This is a genomic window from Chryseobacterium geocarposphaerae, assembly GCF_002797535.1.
GTDB lineage: Bacteria > Bacteroidota > Bacteroidia > Flavobacteriales > Weeksellaceae > Chryseobacterium > Chryseobacterium geocarposphaerae.
In genome coordinates, this window is record NZ_PGFD01000002.1 from 76,915 (window position 1) to 98,921 (window position 22,007).

The window sequence follows — 22,007 nt, forward strand, 5'->3', positions numbered from 1 at the left end:
TGATTATCTCTTTCGATAAAGCAAATGTAAGATGAATTTGAATACAAGTTGTTAATCGATATCAAACATTTGTTAATAAGTTGTTAACGATAAAAAATTAATAGATATTTTTGGATAATATTGTTTCTGTAAATGGAAATAAAAAGACTTAATATTATTATAACTCTCGGGTTTGTAGCTATTATCGGAATTTTGATAGCCCAGCTCCTGTGGACCCGCCAAGCTTATAATTTAGAAGATCAGAAATTCAACCAAAAAGTAAATATTGCCTTACTGGAAGTTGTAGAAAAACTGTCTGGAGGAAAAACTTCTTTTGCCGAAAACCCTGTTCAGAATATTTCTAATGATTATTATGTGGTTAATATTAATAATGAATTTCATCCGGCAGTTTTAGAACATTATTTAAAAACAGAATTTACCCGTTTTCAGATCAATACCAATTACGTATATGCTCTATACAATTGTCATAGCGATAAGATGATCTATGGAAAATTTGTTTCCTCACATCAGGAAAGCCCAAACTATAAGGTGATCCAGTTTCCGAAACATAAAAACCTGGTCTATTATTTTTCTATCCGTTTTCCGGACAAAACAACATACCTGATCAGTTCACTGAGGTTTTGGTATCTGCTTACATTCGCCTTGATCATTATTCTTCTAGTGTATGTATATTCAATTTACACGATTATTCAGCAGAAAAAGTTTTCAGAACTACAGAGAGATTTCATCAATAATATGACGCATGAATTTAAGACCCCTCTTTCATCTATCCTTTTGGCTTCTGAAGCGTTGACAAAACAAGATCAGGTAAAAGAAAATTCAAAACTGCAGACTTACACTTCCATTATTACCGATCAAAGTCATAAGCTTAACAGTCATATTGAAAAAATACTGAATATTGCCAAAAATGATGCTTCAGGATTGTCATTAAAACCTCAGAGAATTATTCTGCTTCCTTTTATTCAGGAAATTGCAGATACCGTAAAACAAAAGAATGAAAACATTTCCATTGAAATCAATATTGACAGTGATACCTCGGTTATAGCCGATGAATTTCATTTTAGCAATATCATTTACAATATTTTAGACAATTCTATTAAATATTGCGAAACCATACCAATTATTACCATTTCTTCATTTAAAGATTCAAAAGGCTTATATTTAAAGTTTAAAGACAATGGAATAGGAATTCCCGCTAAAAATATTCCTCATATTTTTGATAAGTTTTATAGAGTAAATACCTGTAAAAGTGATGAGGTGAATGGCTTTGGACTAGGATTATTTTATGTAAAAAAAGTTGTTCAGCAACATAACTGGAAAATTTCAGTTGAAAATAACAGTGATAAAGGAATTACCATCACCCTGTTTTTACCCTTTTAAAATATTAAAGTGCAATTCATGGAGAAATCTAAAATTTTATATGCTGAAGACGACAACACCATAGCTTTTCTCGTTCAGGACAGCCTGGAAAGTTATTATGATATTTGCTGGTATCCGGACGGGAAATCTGCGCTGGAAGCATTTAATAATGAGAGTTTCGATATTTGCCTTTTAGACATCATGATGCCTGAAATGAACGGCTTTGAACTGGCACAATATATCCGTGAAGAAAATTCTGAAATTCCCATCATTTTTATTTCTGCCAAAGCTTTAAAGGAAGACAGGATTAAAGGATTAAAAATAGGTGCGGATGATTATTTGGTAAAGCCTTTCAGTATTGAAGAATTGATCCTGAAGATTGAAGTGTTCCTCAAACGTTCTAAAAAAACAGAATCCTCTTCACAGAAATATAAAGTCGGAAAATTTAACTTTGATCCTAAAAACTACACGCTGCAAAATCAGGAAAATACGATAACTCTTACCCAAAGAGAGGCCGAGCTCCTGTTATATTTTATTCGCAATAAAAACACAGTCCTGAAAAGACAGGAGATATTGAAAGCCATTTGGGGTGATGACGATTATTTTATGGGACGAAGCCTTGATGTTTTTATTTCAAGATTAAGGAAGATTTTCACTCAGGAAAATAATATTATAATTGAAAATATCCACGGGATAGGTTTCCGTTTTTCAGAAAAATAATCAACAAGTTTTATATACATTTACTTTTCAAAAATCTCCATATGAAAAGACCGGGAATTACTTTGTTTCTACTTCTTTTATTTTTTAGTTCAAGCATTAAAGCTCAAAAATTCGAAAAACTCTATCAATATGTTAATCCATTAATAGGAACAGAAAAAATGGGTCATACTTATCCCGGAGCAACGGCGCCTTTTGGAGCCGTTCAGCTAAGCCCGGAAACAGATACGATTTCTTACGAGTTAAACGGAAAATATAATGGTGAAGTTTATAAATATTGTGCAGGATACCGTTATGAAGACAAAACAATTGTAGGTTTTAGTTCCACACACTTTAGCGGAACTGGACATTCTGATCTTGGAGATTTTTTGATAATGCCTACTGTTGGAAAATTACAATTAAATCCGGGAACAGCAACTCGCCCTGAAAGTGGCTACAGGAGCAGGTTTTCACATCAAAATGAAACCGCAGAAGCTGGATATTATAAGGTAAGGCTTGATGATCACAATATTTTAGCGGAATTAACAGCAACAACAAGAGTCGGAATTCACCGATATACTTTCCCGAAATCTGATCAGGCACATATTATTCTGGATCTGATGGCCGGAATTTACAATTATGATGGCAAAAACGTCTGGACTTATGTTCGTGTAGAAAACGGGAATACCATTACCGGATACCGACAAACCAATGGTTGGGCGAGAACAAGAACGGTTTATTTTGCGATGAAATTCTCAAAGCCGTTCAAGTCATACGGACAGAAAAACTATGACGGAAAACAAGTATATAATGGTTTCTGGAGAAAATTCGATCAGACTAAAAACTTTCCGGAAATCGCAGGAAAAAACCTGAAAATGTATTTTGATTTTGATACGAATGAAAATGAAGCAATCGAAGTAAAGCTGGCAATTTCCCCTGTGAGTCAAGTCAATGCACTTGAAAATTTGGAAAAAGAAGTTGGAAGCCTATCTTTTGATCAGATAAAAGCCCAAACTCAGGAATACTGGAATAAGGAGTTAAATAAAATCGTCATTAAAGGTTCTGAAGCAGAGAAAACGAACTTTTATACCGCAATGTACCATACTTTTATCAATCCGACCACTTATAATGATGTAAACGGAGAATATAAAGGATTGGACCAGAGTACTCATAAAGCAGAAAACTTCACAAATTATACAACCTTCTCTCTTTGGGATACGTATCGTGCGCTTCATCCATTTTTTAACATCATTCAGCCAAAAAGAAACGGTGATATGTTGAAATCGATGATGGCTCATTATGATCAGTTTTCAATGAAAATGCTTCCGATCTGGTCACATTATGCAAATGACAATTGGTGTATGAGCGGCTATCATAGTGTAAGTGTAGTTGCAGATGCTATTATTAAAGGGAATTATAACGGTGATGCCAAAGAAGCACTGAAAGCCTGTGTTGCAACGGCAAACAAACGAGACTATGAAGGAATCGGGCAATATATTGATCTGGGATATATTCCTGCAGAGAAAAACGGCACTTCGGTTTCCAACACACTGGAATATGCTTATGACGATTGGGCAATTGCTCAACTAGCAAAACATTTGGGCGAAACAGAAATTTACAATCAATTCATTAAGCGTTCTGAAAACTGGAAAAACAATTTTGATACAACAATTGGATTTATGCGTCCTCGTTCAGCAGACGGAAGCTTTAAGAAAGACTTTAATGCATTAAGTACTCACGGACAAGGTTTCATTGAAGGAAATTCATGGAACTACAGCTTCTTCGTTCCTCAAAATCCGGATGAGCTTATTGCTTTAATGGGTGGAAAGAAAAAATTCGCTTCAAAATTAGACGAATTGTTCACCATGCATTTACCTGACGAGTTTTTCGCTGATACGGAAGATATTACAAGAGAAGGGATTATCGGTGGATATGTCCACGGAAATGAACCGGCACATCATGTTGCCTATCTTTACAACTGGGCAGGACAACCCTGGAAAACACAGGCGCAGGTTCGTCATATCCTGGAAATGCAGTATAAAGCAACTCCCGATGGATTGGGAGGAAATGATGATACGGGACAAATGAGCGCTTGGTACATTTTGAGTTCGTTGGGCTTTTATCCTGTAGCTCCCGGTTCTGAAGATTATTCCATCGGAAGTCCTGCGGTGGATCACGCAGTTTTAAATCTTGAAAATGGAAAAACTTTTGAAATTGAAGCCATTGATCAAAATCCGAAAAATGTATATGTTCAGAAAGTTCTTTTAAACAGAAAAGAGATCAGGAATTTCACCTTAAAACATTCTGATATTATGAATGGCGGAAAACTGAGCTTTTATATGGGTTCCAAACCAAGAAAATAAATCGGCTGTTGCCATTCTGAATGAAGTGAAAGTGATGTGAAGAATCTTTTTTTTAGTCTCCCACGGATTTTACAGATCTTCACAGATAATTGTGTTACAGTTTGTCATTCTGAATCTTCATCCATAATTTTATCTCTCGCAGATTTGGCCGATTACGCAGATCTTCGACAACAATTAAGAGAAAATTCACAATCCGTAATTTGCATACGACAATCATCATTTTGCATACATCCGGTTTTTAATTTCTGCTGAATTTTGTATCAATAAAATGTAACGATATGAAATTAAATCAGGTAAAATTAGGAAGTCAGGGATTAATCGTTCCGAATATTGGTTTGGGATGTATGGGAATGACAGGTTTTGGCGATGCAGATATGTATGGTAAAAGTGATGAGCAGGAAGCCATTGCCACTATTCACCGTTCTTTGGAACTGGGTGGAAATTTTTTGGATACGGCAGATTTATATGGGCCTTTTAAAAATGAACAGTTGATAGCAAAAGCTATTGAAGGAAGTCGTGACCAATATATAATTGCCACAAAATTCGGTTGGGAGATTGATGACAACGACCAGATAACCTGGAAGATCAAAGGAACTAAAGATTACGTAAAAAAATCGGTTGAACGCTCACTTAAAAATCTGAAGACAGATTACATTGATCTTTACTATATGCATCGTCTCGATAAAAACACGCCTGTCGAAGAAACCGTAGGAGCAATGAGCGATCTGGTAAAAGAAGGGAAAGTGGGTTATATTGGTTTATCAGAAGTATCTTCTGAAACTGTAAAGAGAGCGCACGCCGTTCACCCGGTTTCTGCGGTCCAAAGTGAATATTCTTTGTTTGAAAGGACGGCTGAAGAAAAAGGAGTGATTAAAACTTTGAATGAATTGGGAATTGGTTTTGTCGCCTATTCTCCTTTGGGAAGAGGATTTCTATCCGGGAATATTAAAACGATTGATGATTTGCCGGCCAATGATTTCAGAAGAGGAATCCCTCGTTTCCAGGAGCAATATTTCCATAAAAACATTGAGCTAGTAGAAGCCATTGAAAACCTTGCTAAAGAAAAAAACATTACCTCATCACAATTGGCTCTGGCCTGGATCATCAGTAAAGGAATCCTACCTATCCCTGGAACAAAACGCAGAAGATATCTGGAACAGAATATTGAGGCTTCGAAAATTAAATTATCAGAGACCGAAATTCAAAAGCTTGAAAGCATTGTTCCGTTGGGAACGGATACTGGTGCTCCTTATGATGAATTCAGTATGGGATTATTGGATTATTAATTTGTAACTTTAACTATTTAAGATCAAAACCTCATAGATTTTGAAAATCTATGAGGTTTCTATAAAAACAGCTCAAAAATTCTCTTTCAAAATTTACAGTAATGAACACTATACAATCAATTTCAGCATTTCACAAACTGCTTCTCTTCCTGAGCCAAAACATCCGATGGTAAGTGTCATCAATCTTTCTGAAAGTGTTTTTATTGAAGATGAGGTATGGAAAGGTTTTACGAGCCGGTATTACTGTGTAGCCCTGAAACGGAATGCAACAGGAAAAATAAAATACGGTCAGCAACATTACGATTACGATAAAGGAGTATTGAGTTTTACAGCTCCAAGCCAGGTTCAATACCTGGACTTACAAACCATGGATTGTGAAAATACAGGATACCTGTTGATTTTTCATGAAGATTTTCTGTTGAAACATTCTTTGGCAAAGACCATTTCTTCCTATGGTTTTTTTTCATATGCAGTAAATGAAGCATTGCATTTATCCGAAGATGAAGAAAATGATTTACTTGAGATCATGTATAAAATCGATAAAGAATGTCAACATATTGATCACCACACTCAGGAAATTATTCTATCACAAATCGAACTGCTATTAAACTATTCAAAGAGATTTTATGAAAGACAGTTCATCACCCGCAAAAGCGGGAACCATCAACTCCTGACGAAATTTGAAATGTACCTGAATAATTATTTTGATAAAGAATCTCCCGAAAAGGGACTTTTAACAGTTCATCATCTTGCAGAAGCTATGAATCTTTCGCCGAATTATTTAAGTGATCTATTACGGATTCACACCGGACAAAACACGCAGCAGCATATTCATGAAAAGCTGATCAGTAAGGCAAAAGAAAAGCTTTCCACAACAGAGTTATCGGTAAGTGAAATTGCTTACGAACTGGGATTTGAGCATTCACAATCGTTCAGTACTCTTTTTAAAAAGAAAACGAATATGTCTCCTTTAGAATTCAGGCAGTCGTTTAATTAAAAAACTGTTTATTTTTCGAAAACATCTTCCCTTATATTTTTTTTATGTTTTCTTCCCCAATCTGAAAGTGCCATAATCACCGGCTTCAGCGTTCTGCTGTAATCAGTGGAAATGTATTCTACAACCACCGGCGTTTGCTCGGCATGTACAACTCTTTTTACAAAACCATTCAGCTCAAGATCTTTCAATTCATTAGAAAGTACCCTTGCCGAAATTCCCTGAATATTTCTTTGAAGCTCATTAAATCTTATGTTACCGCTTTCCTGCAAAACAATAATAATTTTCAGCTTCCATTTCCCACCAATCACATAGATTGCATCTTCCACTGAAGAAAGATTTTCAGAACATTTTTGAGCCGTTATGGGTTCTTCTAAAATAGCTGTATTTTCCATATGTTTAGTTTTTTAAACTAACTAAAAGGTTACTACTAACCTTTTGTTTACTACTAACTTTTGATAAGCAAATGTACATAATTTTGCTTTAGAAATTTTAATTAAAAACAATGAAAAACATACTTCACATTATTTCAAGCCCAAGAGTTGAAATATCTGCAAGCAGAAAATTAGGAAATGCGGTCGTAAAAAGAATCCAGGAAAAATATCCGGATGCTGTTGTAAAAGAACGTGATCTGACAAAACATTTAGTCCCGGTTTTAGAAGAAAAACATATCAATACTTTCTTCTCCCCTGCTGAAAGTCATTCTCCTGAACAGGCAGAAATCAATGAATATTCAATAGGTTTGATTTCAGAATTACAGGAAGCAGATATTATCGTTATTGATTCTCCAATGTACAATTTTTCGGTTCCTACAACAATTAAAGCATATTTTGACTTCACTTCAAGAGCAGGATATACCTTTAAATATGATGAAAACGGACCAAAAGGCCTATTAAATGATAAGAAATTATACATTGCTTTCACATCCGGAAATATTTATTCGGAAGGTCCTTCTCAGATATATGATTCCAACGTGCCTTATGTCAAAAACATTTTTGGTTTCTATGGAGTGACCGATGTTAGCGTTTTCCGTGCAGAAGGTTTAGCAATTCCCGGAATTATGGAAACTTCTTTAGAAAAAGCAATTGACAATATTACAATCGATTAATTTTTTTTTGAAAGATGTTAGAAAAAAAGCCTTTTCAAAAATTTGAAAAGGCTTTTTTATTTTAGTCCTGAACTTCAAAAAGCAAGCGCTCTCCGAATTTTTGTTCGTTTATTTCCCCGTTTTCGTAAACCAGGTTTCCATTAACAAAAGTGTGGGTCACTTTAGAATGGAAATTCATTCCTTCCAGAGGACTCCATCCACATTTATAAAGAATATTATCTTTTTCCACCGTCCAGTTTTCATTTAAATCTACCAGAACCAAATCAGCTTTATAACCTTCTCTGATGAAACCTCTCTTTTCAATTCTGAACAGAATTGCAGGATTGTGAGCCATTTTTTCAACGATTCTTTCCAAAGAAATTTTTCCGTTTCTGTAATTTTCCAGCATCACTACCAAAGAATGTTGTACCAAAGGTGCTCCCGAAGGACACTTTGTATACACATTCTGTTTCTCTTCCCAGGTGTGAGGTGCGTGATCTGTTGCGATTACATCAATTCTGTCATCCAACAATGCTTCCCAAAGCCCGTCTTTGTCCTTCTGAGTTTTTACCGCCGGATTCCATTTGATTAATCCTCCTCTGGTTTCATAATCTTCATTGATAAAAGTCAAATGATGAACACAAACTTCAGCAGTAATTTTTTTATCTTTTAAAGGAATATCATTTCGGAAAAGTTCCGTTTCAATTGCTGTTGACAAATGGAAAACGTGAAGTCTGGCTCCGGTTTTCTTTGCCAATTCAATAGCTTTTGAAGAAGATTTATAGCAGGCTTCCTCACTTCTGATCAGATGATGAAACTTCACAGGAATATCTTCACCGTATTCATCCAGATATTTTTGGGTATTGGCTCTGATCGTAGCTTCATCTTCGCAATGAACAGCAATCAGCATTTTGGTATTACTGAAAATATTCTCCAGGGTTTCCGGATTGTCAACCAGCATATTTCCTGTAGATGACCCTAGAAACAATTTGATTCCGGGAACATTTCTGGGATTGGTTTTTAAAACTTCTTCAAGATTATCATTGGTTCCCCCCATCATAAAACCGTAATTAGCAAATGATTTTTGAGAAGCAATTTCATATTTATCAGCCAGCAATTCCTGAGTTACCGCATTCGGAACAGTATTCGGCTGGTCAATAAAGCTGGTCGTTCCTCCCGCAATTGCCGCCCTGGATTCACTTTCAATATCTCCTTTATGCGTCAAGCCCGGTTCACGAAAATGTACCTGATCATCAATAACTCCTGGCAAAAGATACTTTCCTGAAGCGTGAATTATCTGATCTGCTTCTTCAGAAATATTAGAATCTATTTTAGAAATCAAATCGTTTTCGATAAGAATATCGCTTTCAATAATTTTTCCTTCGTTAACGATTTGTGCATTTTTTATAAGAATTTTCATTAGAGACTTTTATAAGATTGATTAGATTGCACAAATTTAATATATTCCAAAGTGATTTTTAATCATCAATCAGAAAATTGTGAATTCTAATATTTACATTTGCATTTTAAAAACTTAGACTTGTATAAGAAACTATTTGGACAAACCGCTGTATATGGATTAAGCTCTGTATTGGTAAGAATTTTTCCATTTCTGATTGCACCAATCGTAACTAAAGCTTTCGGACCTTCTGCTTCTTCACCTTTTGTAGACTGGTATTCAATTGCCGGAGTGATTACCGTTTTTCTGACGCACGGAATGGAAACTTCTTTCTTCCGTTTTGCACAGGAAGGAGATATTGATAAGAAAACCCTGATTTCAACATGTGCTTTAAGCGTTTTAGGAACCGGATTTATCTATCTTCTTTTAGGGTATGTTTTCCGACAGGATCTTGCGAATGCTTTTGAAACCCCAGACCAGGTTAATTATCTGGTAATTTTTCTTTTCATTCTATCTTTTGATGCATTCTCGACCATCCCTTCCGCTGTTTTACGACTGGAAGGAAAGCCTGTTCAATATATGCTTTCTAAAGTCATCGGATCTTTGGCTTACTATTTCCTGGTAGTTTTCTTCATTAAATGGCTCCCAAAATATCCCAATGGAATCTTCGGGTTGAAATATGACCCGGAAATTGGTGTCGGATATGTTTTTATCGCTAACTTAGTGCAAAGTATCATCACATTGGCTATAGTAGGAAAAGAATTTGTGAACTTTAGTTTCCGTAAGTTTGATTTTAAGCTTTGGAAAAGAATCATGAATTATTCTTGGCCGGTAATGATTGCTGGTCTTGCTGGAATTATCAATCAAACCTTAGACAGACAGTTTTTGAAATATTTACTTCCTAAAGAAGAAGCCAAACATCAAATCGGAGTTTACGGAGCCGTTTATAAGATTGCTACTTTTATCACTGTATTTAGACAGGCATATCAACTGGGGATTGAACCTTACTTTTTTTCAAGCTTTAAAGACAAAAATAATCATAAAACCTATGCCGTTTTAATGGATATTTTTGTGGTTTGTAATTGTTTAATTTATATTGGCTTGATGGTCAATCTACAGTGGATCTCAGAAAAATACCTGAAAAACCCGCTTTATTATGAAGGTATTGAAATTATTCCTTTTGTAATGCTGGGCGCTTTATTTTTAGGGATATACCTGAATCTTTCTATTTGGTATAAATTATCAGACCAGACCAGAGTAGGACTATACATCTCATTAATAGGAGCAGCTATTACAATTTTTATCAATTTTACTTTTATTCCCAAGTATGGATATTGGGCAAGTGCTTTTGCAGCATTAATTACCTACTCAAGCATGATGATTATTTCTTACATTTGGGGAAAAATACAGTATCCTATTCATTATAACATAAAAAAGATTTCTATTTATCTTATATTATCAATTGCTATTTCTATGGTATCTTTTTATTACTTTAGAGACAATTATTTAATAGGAAACGGGTTGTTTCTTTTATTTATAGCATTTCTTATCTATAATGAAAGAACGATGATTAATAAGATACTTAGAAGAGCATAAAATAATAAACAAAACAGACATTCATATATGAAAATTATTGTTCCGATGGCTGGACGTGGTTCCAGATTGCGTCCACATACATTAACAGTTCCAAAACCTCTAATTCCTATTGCAGGAAAGCCGATCGTACAAAGATTGGTGGAAGATATTGCTAAAGTTGCTGGAGAGAAAATCGAGGAAGTAGCTTTTATCATTGGAGATTTTGGTCCCGAGATTGAAAAGTCTCTTATTCAAATTGCAGAAAAATTGGGGGCCAAAGGAAGCATTTACTATCAATTAGACCCTTTAGGAACGGCTCATTCTTTGAAGTGTGCTGAAGCATCAATGACAGGAAATGTTGTAGTTGCTTATGCAGACACCTTATTCAGAGCTGATTTCCAATTAGATAAAAATTCAGACGGTGTTATTTGGGTAAAAAGTGTAGAAGACCCGTCAGCTTTTGGAGTGGTAAAATTAGATAACTACGGTTTCATCACAGATTTCGTAGAAAAACCGACAACTTTCGTTTCAGATCTGGCAATCATTGGGATTTATTATTTCAACAGTGCTGAAAAACTGATGGACGAAATCAATTATATCATGGATAATGATATTAAAAACGGTGGTGAATACCAATTAACAACAGCGTTGGAAAACCTGAGAGCAAAAGGAGCAAAATTTACTTTAGGAAAAGTAAACGACTGGATGGATTGTGGAAATAAAAATGCTACCGTAGAAACCAACAGCAAAATTTTAGAATACGAAAAAGAGGAAATGTCTCACTTCCCAGCTTCTGCTCAAATAGAAAACTCGTTGATTATTCAGCCATGCTTTATTGGTGAAAATGTAAAGATTTCAAATTCTAAAATTGGACCGGGAGTTTCTTTGGGCAATAATACAGTAGTGGTCAATTCCAATATTGAAAATTCATTGATTCAGGAAAATACCAGAATCAATCATGGGAATTTATCCAATTCAATGATCGGAAATTCGGCTCAGTATTTTGGTGTAGCAAGAGAAATTTCTTTAGGAGACTATTCAGTCCTGGATTTTTTGTCTAAATAACCAACCTGATTTAATAGCATAACTAAGCCACACAAAATGTTTTGTGTGGTTTGGCGTTAATATTGCAAAGCATTTATTTAAATTTGAATATGAACAAATGGATCGCCTCAATACTTTTTATTCTGGTTTTATTTTCTTGTAAGACCAGAAAAACCGTTGAACAAAGCACGGAAGGAAAAGACAGTATTCAAGTAGAAAAACCTAAAGACAATGAGCCAATAGATACAGGTGAAAATTTACATGATCCTCTGACTTTTTATGAAAAGGTTTATATTCACCCTCAATTTGAGTATCTTAAAATAAACAGTAAAATTACTGCTGACAACATCAAGGTAAGTCCTTTAGATGCTACTATTTATATAGAAACGGATAAAAAAATATTTGCTTCCATCAACTTCTTGTTTATTAATGCCGCTCGTGCGCTTATTACTCCGGAAGGAATAAAAGCCATGGATAAATACAATAAAAACTATATTGATTCCGATTTTGATTATCTCAATAATTTATTAAATGTAAATTTCATAGATTATAAGAATTTAGAAAAACTTCTGATAGGAAGAACTTTTTTTACAATTAAAGGTAGAAACTCCCGGATTACTCAAAACATGCAGGGATATCAGCTTTCCTCTATTTCCAATATAAAAATAGAAACAGGAGAAACAACAAGAGAGTATAAAATAGTCCTTCAGTATTCCCCTGAATATGATCTTATGCAAGCCAAACTCCAGGATGCAAATTCCGAAGATTCTTTAGAAATTCTGTATGATGGTTGGGAAACTTATCAGGATGAAATCCGACTTCCAAAAAATGTTAAAATAATTATAAAAGGATCAAAAAACAGTCAAATTCTGCTGGAAAATACGAAATTTGATTTTTCGAGGATGGATACACGCTATAATGTCCCATCTAATTATAAGAAAATTGAGATTAAATGATTAAAAAATTTAGCTTTTTAATAGGTATTTTATTGTTTGGATTGCACTTCGGGCAAGATAAACAAAAGAAGGAACAGCTCCAAAAGCAAAATGCCGAACTAAAAAAACAAATTGCACAGATAAACAATGATTTAGCTAAAACAAGAAGTGAATCAAAGCTCTCTATTGCCTATCTTACGAATGTCAATAAAAAATTAGTATTAAGAGAAAAAGTTTACAACAATACTCAAAAAGAAAAGAGATTTATTGAAGATGAAATCTATTTACGTCAATTAGAAATCAATCGTCAAAATAGAGAACTTGCCATCTTAAGAAAGAATTACGCAGAAGTTTTAGTAAACGCCTATAAAAATAAAGGGGTACAGAATAAAGTCACCTTCATTCTTTCATCAAAAAATTTAGGTGAAGCGCTTAGAAGGGTACAATATTTAAAGCAATACTCTGACTATCAAGATAAAAAAGCAGCTGAAATAACTACTGCTGCCGCACAAATACAAAAATCTATTGCTCAGAAAAAGAAATCTGCAGATGAAAAGGAAAATCTACTGATCACACAGAAAAAAGATTTGACTACCATTAATGTAGAACGTGCACAAAAGGAACAGCTAGTTGCAGAATTTAAAAAGAACGAATCCAAACTCACTGCTGAGCTCAAACAAAAACAAACTCAATCTAAAGCTCTGGAAGGACAAATCAGAGCTATTATTGCTGAAGAAATACGAATAGCAAAAGCAGAAGAAGAAGCCAGAAAAAAAGCGGAAGCGGAAAAAATCCGTTTGGCAAAGATAGCAGCTGAAAGAGAAAAAGCAAGAATAGAAGCGGAAGCTAAGGCTAAAGCGGAAGCATTGGAAAGAGAAAGGAAATTGGCGGAAGCGGAAGCCAAAAAAGCATCTGAATTAGCTGCTAAACGTGCTGAAGAAGAAAGAAAGCGTACTGAAGAAGCAGCAAAAGCAGAAGCCAGCGCAAGAGACGAAGCTAGAAAAGTAGCCGCTAAAAAAGCATCTGATGAAGCAGCCTTAAAAGCTAAAGAAGCAACTGATAAATTAAATGCAGCCAGAGCAGCCGAAGATGCTTTAGCCAGAAAAAAAGAAGCAGATAAAAAAGCTGCAGAATCAAAGGCAATGACTAATTTCGGCGTTTCTACATCTGCCGGAAATAACTTTGCCGCTAATAAAGGTAAATTAGGCATGCCAATCTCAGGAACCATTACTCACCGATTTGGAAGACAACCTCACCCGGTGTTTAAAAATATTATGGAAGAGAATAACGGGATTAAAATATCCGTATCAAAAGGAGCCGTGGCAAGATGCGTATTCCCAGGAACCGTTTCCTCAGTACTGCCTGCTTCAGATGGAACCAAAACTGTGGTAATTAAGCACGGTGACTATTTTACTATTTATTCTAATCTGAGCGGTAACTCTGTATCTAAAAATCAACAGGTTTCAGCAGGGACTCCGGTGGGTACTGTAGCTCAGGATTTTGACGGAACGTATACTCTTGATTTTCAGGTATGGAATGGCAGCACACCAGTTGATCCATTAGGTTGGGTTTCTTATTAAAAAAGTTTAACTTTGTAAAAATTTTTAGAAATGAATACACTAACAATATTAGCCTTATCTTGGCAACACATCCTGATTGTAGCAATACTGCTTGTATTACTTTTCGGAGGTAAGAAAATCCCTGAATTGATGAGAGGAGTTGGTTCTGGTATTAAAGAATTTAAAGACGCTGTAAAAGAAGAAGACAAGCCTGGTTCTGAAAACAAAAACTCTTCTTCAAACAACAATACGAATTCTAGCAACTAAAATTCTAACTTATTCTTAAATGAATTTTACAGAAATTGCATGGAATATCTTCAATCAGTCTATTGAAGATTATCACGTGCTTGATAACGTCAACACTCTAATTAACAATCCATACGAAAAAGACAGTTTGGAACGGATTTTGTATGCAAAGAACTGGATTGATACCGTTCAATGGCATTTGGAAGATATAATTAGAGATGAAAATATTGATCCGACTGAAGCTCTTCACCTGAAGAGAACTATAGACCAATCAAATCAAAAAAGAACCGATTTAGTGGAGTTTATAGACAGTTGGTTCCTAAAAAAATACGAAAATATAATTCCTAAATCTGATGCGAAAATCAATACAGAAACTCCCGCTTGGGCAGTGGACAGATTATCAATACTTGCATTAAAGATTTATCATATGTCGTTAGAAGCCAACAGAGAATCTGCTTCTGAGGAGCATCGTTTAAATTGTCAGGAAAAATTAAACGTCCTTCTTATGCAAAAAGAAGATTTATCGGCTTCTATCAATCAGTTGCTTGCTGATATTGAGAACGGTAGCGTTAAGATGAAAGTGTACAAACAGATGAAAATGTACAACGATGAAAGTCTTAACCCAATCCTGTATCAAAAGGGGCAGCAAAAATGAAAAAATTACTTTTTTTTGGAATATTAATTACAACGATTTCGTCTTGTGCAACGGAAAAGCTTAATCTTTCCCCGTTGACCAGCAATTTCTACAGTGAGTCCAAAGGTTCTGACAATCGTACAGGATCTGGAAAGTCGTTTGAGATCAATATTAAAAAAAATGTAAATGCCTCAGAAATATCAAATTTAATTTCAACCTTTCCTACATTCAAGAGTAACAGTATAAATGAAGAGGTGACCAATTTAAAATACAGTCTTCAAAATTATTTATACGCTATCGAATCTAATAATATAGCCGGAAGAAACAGATCAATTAAAAGTTTTGAAAAATCCTATAAAAAAATTCAGAAACTAAGATCTGGTTTGGGTAAAGATGATGATGAAGTTCTGAACAGATATTTGGTAAGACTTAAAACTAATATCTCTGTAATAGAAGACTCTTTAAAAGGAAATTAAAATGAGAATTATCCATGATTAAAATTCAGGCGGAAGCTAACGTTCCTACAGAACACGGCACTTTCCGAATGATCGCGTTCTCCGAAAACGAAAATGACTGGATGCCACACATGGCTATTTTAGCTGAGAATACAGACTTTTCTAAGCCAGTTAATGTGCGTTTTCACTCAGAGTGTATTACCGGAGAAGTTTTCCATTCAAAAAAATGTGAATGTGGACAGCAATTAGACGCTGCCATGAAATATATCCACGAAAATGGCGGGGTTATCATTTACCTTAGACAAGAAGGTCGAAATATAGGTATTATCAATAAGTTAAAAGCGTATTCCCTCCAGGAAAAAGGATTTGATACCGTGGAAGCCAATCTGAAACTGGGACTTCCTGCAGACGACAGAAACTTTGGTGTTGCCATAGAGATATTAAACCTTTTGGATATAAAAGATATTAATCTTCTTACCAATAATCCAGAGAAAGTAAAATATGTTACGGAGAGTAATATACATCTTAACTCAAGAATTCCCTTACAAATTCCAGCTAATGAAATCAGCAAATGGTATCTGAAAACAAAGAAAGATTATTTTGGTCATCTGCTTGATGATAATGATAACTGATAAAATCAAAAGCTCCAGGATTTCTCCCGGAGCTTTCTTTTTTAATTATTTATAAAAAACTGAAAAGATATTTCTTCTTTTAATTGAAATGATTAATTAACTTTTGTTTTAATCACTTTAGATTCATCAAGATTATAATATTTTACAACAGCGTTATAATCACTATAATCTACTGTTGCTGCTGCTCCTTTTGCAGGGCTTGCCGGAACAAGTACAATTCTAAACGTCTGATTATTTAAATAGTTACCTACTTCTGTAGAAGACATTGTAGAAAGGCTGAAGTTAGGATTATCAATTCTGATCTGAACATTTTGTGAATCAAAAACAAAATTATAATCAAATTTTCTAGGTGCAGCAGAAGTTGAAGGATCTAAATACCAAGTATATGGAAGCTGTTGCCATGCATTATTTGCTTTTCTATATACCAACACAACATCTGTACTCTGGATATTAATTCCTTGCGTGAATGCATAGTTATTACCACTATTAAAAGATCCCGTAACATCTCTCATTTGCGAATAGGTATCATTATCCTGATATGGAGCATTATTATTGTCATTATCATCACAGCTAAATATGAATAAGCTTACAAAAGCTAATAGTAAAAGTGGGAAGAATTTTTTCATTGTATAAAAAGTTTAGTTATTATTTATAAAGCGTATTCAAAACATATACCAAAAAACTCAAAAACATTCTTTACTGTGATTTTTTTAATCGTATTTTTGTTCTTATTCAAAAATTATGAACAAATCCGTATTAAATTTACTCTTCATATTTATTCTTATCAGTTGTGCTACAAATGCTCAATACCAGCCTAAAAACACTTCAAAGGCCGATTTGGATAAAGCACAGCAGTGGGTAAACAAAACTTACAACAGTCTTTCACAAGACGAAAAGCTGGGACAACTTTTTATTGTTGCATTATATACCAATAAAGATGACAACCATATCAATCAGATAAGAAATATTGTCGTAAATGATAAAATCGGAGGTTTAATTCTGATGCAGGATGATGCTGCAAAAGAAATCAATCTGGTGAATGAATTCCAGCAAAAGTCTAAAGTACCATTAATGATCGGAATGGATGCGGAATGGGGCCTATACCAAAGAATTGCCGCAGCTCACAAATTCCCTTGGGCAATGACATTAGGAGCAATTCAGGACAAAAACCTGATTTATCAGATGGCTTCAAAAATTGCGGAAGATTGTAAAAGAATGGGCATCAACTGGGACTTTGCACCGGTTGTGGATGTAAACACCAATCCGAACAACCCTATCATTGGTAACCGAAGCTTTGGGTCTGAAGTTCAAAATGTAATTAATTCCGCTTCAGCGTATGCAAACGGTCTCCAGGATCACAATATTCTTGCTGCCATCAAACATTTTCCCGGACATGGAGATACCAGTACAGATTCGCATCTTGATCTTCCAGTTGTTTCACATAATTTAGAGAGACTTAATACCATTGAGCTTGCTCCATTCAAAGCTTTAATGAATAAAGGAATTGGTGGCGTAATGGTTGCTCACTTATATGTTCCAAACCTGGAATCTGGGAAAGGAATCCCGGCTTCGGTATCAAAGAATATCATTACCGGATTACTTAAAGAGAAATTAGGTTATAAAGGATTAATTATCACAGATGCCCTGAATATGGGAGCTGTAGCCAATAAATATAATCCGGGAGAATTGGACGCATTGGCTTTTAAAGCAGGAAATGACATCATGCTTTTTTCTCAAGGCGTAGCAGAGGGAAAAAAACTGATCCAGAAAGCCATTGACAACGGAGAAATACCACAATCAAGAGTAGAAGAAAGTGTAAAGAAAATTCTTTTGACAAAATATTTCTTAGGATTGGACAAATATTCTCCTAAAGACCCTGAAAATATCAACTTCGACTTAAATAATGATACCCATAAAACTTTAGTTCAGAATCTGTACTCAAATGCGTTGACTTTATTAAAGGATGATAAAAAACTACTTCCATTAAACGGAAAGCAAATATATTACATTCCATTGGAGGAAGCTCCTTATCAGACTTTCGCAACTCAATTAGGTTCAAATGTAATCCTTAAAAAATCAAACGAAATCAATACAATTCCAGCTAATTCAACAGTAATTATAGGACTTCACAAAGACAATTCTACAGCTTACAAACCTTATAAAATTTCAGTAGAATCCAAAAAGATTATTGAAGACTTAGCTAAAAAACAAAATTTAGTTCTGAATGTTTTCGGAAGTGCTTATGCGTTAAAAGACATTGATATCTCAAAAATTTCTACGGTATTGGTTTCTTATGAAAACAATGATGACTCTATGACGGCAACAGCAAATGCTCTTAACGGAAAAACAAAAATTTCAGGCAGACTTCCTGTTTTGGTAAATGACAAACTAAAACCTGGGATGGGAATTGACCTGAAAGCACAATCAAATAATTAGACCATATCAAACAAACCATAAAATGAAAATAGGCATACTTTGCTATCCAACCTATGGAGGAAGCGGAATTGTAGCAACAGAACTCGGAATGTCACTTGCCAACAAAGGCTATGAAGTACACTTTATCAGTTCAGCGCTGCCTGCAAGATTAGATATTACCAATCCGAATATTTTCTTTCATAAAGTAAATGTTCAGACCTATCCGCTTTTCCAATATCAGCCTTATGATATTGCACTAAGCTCAATGATCTATCGTGTTGTGAATTTGTATAAACTCGATCTGCTTCATGCCCATTATGCAATTCCTTATGCATATGCAGCTTTTACGGCAAAGCAGATGCTCCGCGAAGACAACAATGATATTCCGTTGGTGACTACACTTCACGGGACCGATATTACTTTAGTAGGGCAGCATCCGAGTTATAAACATGCGGTAGAATTTTCCATCAATAAATCTGACGCGATTACTTCGGTGTCAGAAAGCTTGAAAAAAGACACCTTACAGTTTTTCAATATTAAAAAAGAAATTCAGGTGATTACCAATTTCATTGATAATTCAGAATTTGATGAATGCAATGAATGTCAGAGAACACAATTTGCAAACCCTGATGAAAAGATTTTAATTCACGTTTCCAACTTAAGACCGGTAAAACGTGTGGAAGAAGTTTTACAGATCTTTAAAAATGTTGAGAAAAAAGTAAAATCTAAATTAATCATCATTGGAGAAGGTCCGGATATGGAAAAGATCAATCAGTTCCTGGAAGAAAACCCCGAACTGATTTCAAAAATCCGCCTTTTAGGAAAAGTAAATGATCTTTACAGAATCCTTCAGCTTTCCGATGTCTTTTTATTGCCTTCTGAACAGGAAAGTTTCGGTTTAGCTGCATTGGAAGCCATGGCAGCTTATACTCCGGTAATCAGCTCCAACGCAGGAGGAATTCCTGAAGTGAATATCCAGGGAGAAACCGGGTTCTTAGCTGAAATCGGGAATGTAGAAGCGATGAGCAATTACTGTATCAAATTACTAAGCAACGAGGAACTTCTGGCAAAAATGAAACTTAATGCAAAAGAACAGGCGGTAAAATTTGATCTGAAAAACATCCTTCCTATCTATGAAGACATGTACAGAACAACGATTGAAAATTTTAAGCTGACTACTGAAGAATCAGTTCCACAGTAAATTCGGTCAATTGTAGAAATCAAAACTGTTCAGGGTAATTCTGAGCAGTTTTTTTATTTCTAATCAATTATAAAATTCATAAATTAGTGGTACACAAACACAAATTATGAATGAAAAGCTTCTCCAATATCTTTGGAATTTCAAGGTTTTCAACAATTTTGATTTTAAAGATACCGATGGAAATCCTATTGAAATCCTGAATTTCGGAAAATGGAATACTGATTCCGGACCTGATTTTCTGATGGCAACCATTAAAACGAAAAACCTAATTCTTGTCGGAAATATTGAGCTCCATGTCAAATCCTCCGATTGGATTTTCCATCAGCATTCCGCCGACCCTAATTATAAAAATATCATTCTTCATGTTGTTTATCTGCACGACATGGAAATTGATGAATTTAATGCTCAAGATATTTCCACTTTAGAGCTTAGAAACTACATTGATGAAAATAGCAGTAATAAGTATGAAAAATTTGCCAGCGGAAACCAGTTTATCTCCTGTGAATCTCTTTTTACTCCTGACAAAATTCCCGTTTTCTTTCATGAAGAAAATGTTTTAAAAAAGCTTCAGGAAAAATCCGCTTCTATTGAAGAAGATCTTCAGAAATCAAAAAATAATTTTGAAGCCGTCCTCTTCCATCATCTTGCCTACTCTTTCGGACTAAAAGTAAATGCATTCATTTTTAAACAGATTGCAGAAAGCATAGATTTCTCCATTATCAATAAAATCAGACAGAATAGGACTCAGCTTGAAGCGTTATTTTTTGGAATTTCCGGCTGGCTTGAAAAACCGACTGATAATCAAATGCGTGTATGGAAACGTGAGTTTGATTTTCTCACCACAAAATTTCAACTTCCTGCAATTAAGATCCATCCCAAATTTTTAAGATTAAGACCTCCGAATTTTCCTACCATTCGCCTTTCTCAATTGGCAGATCTTTATTTTCAGCATCAGAATCTTTTTTCAAAAATGATTTCGGCAAAAAGTGTTGACGGACTGTACGAAGTTTTTAAAGATGTTAAAGCTTCAGAATATTGGGACAACAAATTCAATTTCGGAAAAGAATCAAATACTAACCAACCCAAAATGCTGAGTAAAGATTTCATCAGCCTTATAATTCTTAACACTATATTACCGATAAAGTATGCTTATCACAAATATCATAATGAAGAAATTTCTGATGAAATCATACATTTTTACAAAAGCCTACCTCCGGAAAGAAATACAGTCGTCTCAAACTGGGAAAAACTAAAAATGAAGGCCTCAACTGCTTTAGAAAGCCAAAGTCTGATTTATCACTTCAAAAGCAATTGCGAAGCGAAAAATTGCTTAAATTGCGGCATTGGTTTTAAAATTTTAAAAGAGATATAAAATGCTGGACAACATCCGACATAAAATGGAAAGAGAATGGTTCGGAGTTCTTACAAGAACAGGAACCAAACTGGGAATTCCCGTTTCAAAATTGAGGGTATTTTTCATTTATTCCACTTTTGCTACCGCTGGTTTTTTCTTTTTAATTTATTTAGGTTTAGCATTTACGCTTTGGATTAAAGACATTTTTATCACCCGAAGACCTAATGTTTTTGATTTATAACTATGGAATTTCTGCAAATTACTTCTCCTGAAGACTACAGAGTTCAGGAAATTTATAATTCTTATTCAACAACATTTCCGGAAGATGAAAGAAGAGACTGGATTCCTTTTACCCAGCTTTTCAGTAATCCCAATGTAAAAGTGATTTCTGTAATGCACGAAGCAAAGAACATTGGCTATCTGATTATCTGGGAACTCAGCCATTTTGTTTTTGTAGAACATTTCGAGGTATTTGAAGAATTCAGAAGTCAGAAATTAGGTTCTTATATTACCAGTTATTTATTTGAAAATTATCCCAGAATTATTTTAGAAATAGAACCTGAACATTTGGGGGATGATGCCAAAAGACGCTATACATTTTATCAGAAAAACAATTTCAGATTAATTGATGAAATGTATGTACAGCCAAGTTATGGTGAAGGAAAGAATACTCTTAAACTTTGGCTTCTGGCCAACTATTCTCCTGAGAATGTAAAGGAAATCAAGGAAGAAATTTACGATATCGTTTATCACTAAATAAGAAAATCCGGAAA

22 protein-coding genes are annotated in these 22,007 nt (G+C 34.6%); 19 read left to right on the forward strand and 3 right to left on the reverse strand.

All coding sequences use genetic code 11. The features are described 5' to 3' along the window. The first annotated feature begins 132 nt into the window (after positions 1-132). The 5 genes from CLV73_RS11860 (at position 133) to CLV73_RS11880 (ending at position 6,701) form a co-directional block, all read left to right on the forward strand. The gene (locus CLV73_RS11860) at positions 133-1,380 is read left to right on the forward strand and encodes a sensor histidine kinase (protein ID WP_100377114.1); all 1,248 of its coding nucleotides are present in this window, start codon (positions 133-135) and stop codon (positions 1,378-1,380) included. An 18-nt stretch (positions 1,381-1,398) separates the two neighbouring features. Continuing rightward, entirely contained in the window at positions 1,399-2,079 is a 681-nt protein-coding gene (locus tag CLV73_RS11865; RefSeq protein WP_100377115.1) for a response regulator transcription factor, read from the forward strand. Positions 2,080-2,120: 41 nt separating this feature from the next. Continuing rightward, positions 2,121-4,418: a GH92 family glycosyl hydrolase gene (locus tag CLV73_RS11870; protein ID WP_100377116.1), complete on the forward strand. Its 2,298-nt coding sequence runs from the start codon at positions 2,121-2,123 to the stop codon at positions 4,416-4,418. A gap of 278 nt (positions 4,419-4,696) precedes the next feature. After that, a complete protein-coding gene (locus tag CLV73_RS11875) occupies positions 4,697-5,704 on the forward strand; it encodes an aldo/keto reductase (protein ID WP_100377117.1) in 1,008 nt (335 codons plus the stop codon). A 40-nt stretch (positions 5,705-5,744) separates the two neighbouring features. Continuing rightward, a complete protein-coding gene (locus tag CLV73_RS11880) occupies positions 5,745-6,701 on the forward strand; it encodes a helix-turn-helix domain-containing protein (RefSeq protein ID WP_317044621.1) in 957 nt (318 codons plus the stop codon). An 8-nt stretch (positions 6,702-6,709) separates the two neighbouring features. On the opposite strand, the gene CLV73_RS11885 is transcribed toward CLV73_RS11880, so the two are convergent. After that, entirely contained in the window at positions 6,710-7,093 is a 384-nt protein-coding gene (locus CLV73_RS11885; RefSeq protein WP_100377118.1) for a winged helix-turn-helix transcriptional regulator, read from the reverse strand. Between the two features lie 110 nt (positions 7,094-7,203). On the opposite strand from CLV73_RS11885, the gene CLV73_RS11890 reads away from it, so the two are divergent. Beyond that, positions 7,204-7,806 (forward strand): FMN-dependent NADH-azoreductase, encoded by a 603-nt coding sequence (locus tag CLV73_RS11890; protein WP_100377119.1) that lies wholly within the window; start codon positions 7,204-7,206, stop codon positions 7,804-7,806. A 61-nt stretch (positions 7,807-7,867) separates the two neighbouring features. Here the strand turns inward: CLV73_RS11890 and CLV73_RS11895 are convergent, their stop codons facing one another. After that, a complete protein-coding gene (locus tag CLV73_RS11895) occupies positions 7,868-9,205 on the reverse strand; it encodes a dihydroorotase (protein ID WP_100377120.1) in 1,338 nt (445 codons plus the stop codon). A 120-nt stretch (positions 9,206-9,325) separates the two neighbouring features. Between CLV73_RS11895 and CLV73_RS11900 the strand changes: the two genes are divergently transcribed. The 8 genes from CLV73_RS11900 (at position 9,326) to ribA (ending at position 16,264) form a co-directional block, all read left to right on the forward strand. Next, the gene (locus tag CLV73_RS11900) at positions 9,326-10,780 is read left to right on the forward strand and encodes a lipopolysaccharide biosynthesis protein (protein ID WP_100377121.1); all 1,455 of its coding nucleotides are present in this window, start codon (positions 9,326-9,328) and stop codon (positions 10,778-10,780) included. Positions 10,781-10,807: 27 nt separating this feature from the next. After that, a complete protein-coding gene (locus CLV73_RS11905; protein WP_100377122.1) occupies positions 10,808-11,824 on the forward strand; it encodes a sugar phosphate nucleotidyltransferase in 1,017 nt (338 codons plus the stop codon). An 89-nt stretch (positions 11,825-11,913) separates the two neighbouring features. Next, positions 11,914-12,759 (forward strand): DUF4292 domain-containing protein, encoded by an 846-nt coding sequence (locus CLV73_RS11910; protein ID WP_100377123.1) that lies wholly within the window; start codon positions 11,914-11,916, stop codon positions 12,757-12,759. After that, positions 12,756-14,318, forward strand: a complete 1,563-nt coding sequence (locus CLV73_RS11915; RefSeq protein ID WP_100377124.1) for a murein hydrolase activator EnvC family protein — start codon at positions 12,756-12,758, stop codon at positions 14,316-14,318. The genes CLV73_RS11910 and CLV73_RS11915 overlap by 4 nt, the downstream gene beginning before the upstream one ends. Positions 14,319-14,348: 30 nt before the next feature. After that, positions 14,349-14,564: a twin-arginine translocase TatA/TatE family subunit gene (locus CLV73_RS11920; RefSeq protein WP_100377125.1), complete on the forward strand. Its 216-nt coding sequence runs from the start codon at positions 14,349-14,351 to the stop codon at positions 14,562-14,564. A gap of 19 nt (positions 14,565-14,583) precedes the next feature. Continuing rightward, positions 14,584-15,198, forward strand: a complete 615-nt coding sequence (locus CLV73_RS11925; protein WP_100377126.1) for a DUF4254 domain-containing protein — start codon at positions 14,584-14,586, stop codon at positions 15,196-15,198. Continuing rightward, positions 15,195-15,653: a hypothetical protein gene (locus CLV73_RS11930; RefSeq protein ID WP_100377127.1), complete on the forward strand. Its 459-nt coding sequence runs from the start codon at positions 15,195-15,197 to the stop codon at positions 15,651-15,653. Before CLV73_RS11925 ends, CLV73_RS11930 begins: the two co-directional genes overlap by 4 nt. A 14-nt stretch (positions 15,654-15,667) precedes the next feature. Continuing rightward, positions 15,668-16,264: a GTP cyclohydrolase II gene (ribA, locus tag CLV73_RS11935; protein ID WP_100377128.1), complete on the forward strand. Its 597-nt coding sequence runs from the start codon at positions 15,668-15,670 to the stop codon at positions 16,262-16,264. A gap of 92 nt (positions 16,265-16,356) precedes the next feature. Here the strand turns inward: ribA and CLV73_RS11940 are convergent, their stop codons facing one another. Next, on the reverse strand, positions 16,357-16,890 hold the full coding sequence (locus tag CLV73_RS11940) for a hypothetical protein (protein WP_100377129.1): 534 nt from the start codon (positions 16,888-16,890) through the stop codon (positions 16,357-16,359). Positions 16,891-17,005: 115 nt separating this feature from the next. On the opposite strand from CLV73_RS11940, the gene CLV73_RS11945 reads away from it, so the two are divergent. The 5 genes from CLV73_RS11945 to CLV73_RS11965 all read left to right on the forward strand — a co-directional run bounded on the left by CLV73_RS11945 (position 17,006) and on the right by CLV73_RS11965 (position 21,990). Continuing rightward, on the forward strand, positions 17,006-18,700 hold the full coding sequence (locus CLV73_RS11945; protein WP_100377130.1) for a glycoside hydrolase family 3 protein: 1,695 nt from the start codon (positions 17,006-17,008) through the stop codon (positions 18,698-18,700). Positions 18,701-18,722: 22 nt separating this feature from the next. Further along, positions 18,723-19,880, forward strand: a complete 1,158-nt coding sequence (gene bshA, locus CLV73_RS11950; RefSeq protein WP_100377131.1) for an N-acetyl-alpha-D-glucosaminyl L-malate synthase BshA — start codon at positions 18,723-18,725, stop codon at positions 19,878-19,880. Between the two features lie 106 nt (positions 19,881-19,986). Further along, entirely contained in the window at positions 19,987-21,252 is a 1,266-nt protein-coding gene (locus CLV73_RS11955) for a DUF2851 family protein (RefSeq protein ID WP_100377132.1), read from the forward strand. Position 21,253: 1 nt separating this feature from the next. Further along, positions 21,254-21,475, forward strand: a complete 222-nt coding sequence (locus CLV73_RS11960; RefSeq protein WP_100377133.1) for a PspC family transcriptional regulator — start codon at positions 21,254-21,256, stop codon at positions 21,473-21,475. Positions 21,476-21,477: 2 nt separating this feature from the next. Continuing rightward, positions 21,478-21,990, forward strand: a complete 513-nt coding sequence (locus CLV73_RS11965; RefSeq protein ID WP_100377134.1) for a GNAT family protein — start codon at positions 21,478-21,480, stop codon at positions 21,988-21,990. Positions 21,991-22,007: the final 17 nt, after the last annotated feature.

What these genes read in the sequence shown, in the direction of transcription:
- CLV73_RS11860 (WP_100377114.1), top strand. Translation starts at nt 133, where the DNA reads ATGGAAATAAAAAGACTTAATATTATTATAACTCTCGGGTTTGTAGCT.
- CLV73_RS11865 (WP_100377115.1), top strand. Translation starts at nt 1,399, where the DNA reads ATGGAGAAATCTAAAATTTTATATGCTGAAGACGACAACACCATAGCT.
- CLV73_RS11870 (WP_100377116.1), top strand. Translation starts at nt 2,121, where the DNA reads ATGAAAAGACCGGGAATTACTTTGTTTCTACTTCTTTTATTTTTTAGT.
- CLV73_RS11875 (WP_100377117.1), top strand. Translation starts at nt 4,697, where the DNA reads ATGAAATTAAATCAGGTAAAATTAGGAAGTCAGGGATTAATCGTTCCG.
- CLV73_RS11885 (WP_100377118.1), bottom strand. Translation starts at nt 7,093, where the DNA reads ATGGAAAATACAGCTATTTTAGAAGAACCCATAACGGCTCAAAAATGT.
- CLV73_RS11890 (WP_100377119.1), top strand. Translation starts at nt 7,204, where the DNA reads ATGAAAAACATACTTCACATTATTTCAAGCCCAAGAGTTGAAATATCT.
- CLV73_RS11895 (WP_100377120.1), bottom strand. Translation starts at nt 9,205, where the DNA reads ATGAAAATTCTTATAAAAAATGCACAAATCGTTAACGAAGGAAAAATT.
- CLV73_RS11905 (WP_100377122.1), top strand. Translation starts at nt 10,808, where the DNA reads ATGAAAATTATTGTTCCGATGGCTGGACGTGGTTCCAGATTGCGTCCA.
- CLV73_RS11910 (WP_100377123.1), top strand. Translation starts at nt 11,914, where the DNA reads ATGAACAAATGGATCGCCTCAATACTTTTTATTCTGGTTTTATTTTCT.
- CLV73_RS11915 (WP_100377124.1), top strand. Translation starts at nt 12,756, where the DNA reads ATGATTAAAAAATTTAGCTTTTTAATAGGTATTTTATTGTTTGGATTG.
- CLV73_RS11920 (WP_100377125.1), top strand. Translation starts at nt 14,349, where the DNA reads ATGAATACACTAACAATATTAGCCTTATCTTGGCAACACATCCTGATT.
- CLV73_RS11925 (WP_100377126.1), top strand. Translation starts at nt 14,584, where the DNA reads ATGAATTTTACAGAAATTGCATGGAATATCTTCAATCAGTCTATTGAA.
- CLV73_RS11930 (WP_100377127.1), top strand. Translation starts at nt 15,195, where the DNA reads ATGAAAAAATTACTTTTTTTTGGAATATTAATTACAACGATTTCGTCT.
- ribA (WP_100377128.1), top strand. Translation starts at nt 15,668, where the DNA reads ATGATTAAAATTCAGGCGGAAGCTAACGTTCCTACAGAACACGGCACT.
- CLV73_RS11940 (WP_100377129.1), bottom strand. Translation starts at nt 16,890, where the DNA reads ATGAAAAAATTCTTCCCACTTTTACTATTAGCTTTTGTAAGCTTATTC.
- CLV73_RS11945 (WP_100377130.1), top strand. Translation starts at nt 17,006, where the DNA reads ATGAACAAATCCGTATTAAATTTACTCTTCATATTTATTCTTATCAGT.
- bshA (WP_100377131.1), top strand. Translation starts at nt 18,723, where the DNA reads ATGAAAATAGGCATACTTTGCTATCCAACCTATGGAGGAAGCGGAATT.
- CLV73_RS11955 (WP_100377132.1), top strand. Translation starts at nt 19,987, where the DNA reads ATGAATGAAAAGCTTCTCCAATATCTTTGGAATTTCAAGGTTTTCAAC.
- CLV73_RS11960 (WP_100377133.1), top strand. Translation starts at nt 21,254, where the DNA reads ATGCTGGACAACATCCGACATAAAATGGAAAGAGAATGGTTCGGAGTT.
- CLV73_RS11965 (WP_100377134.1), top strand. Translation starts at nt 21,478, where the DNA reads ATGGAATTTCTGCAAATTACTTCTCCTGAAGACTACAGAGTTCAGGAA.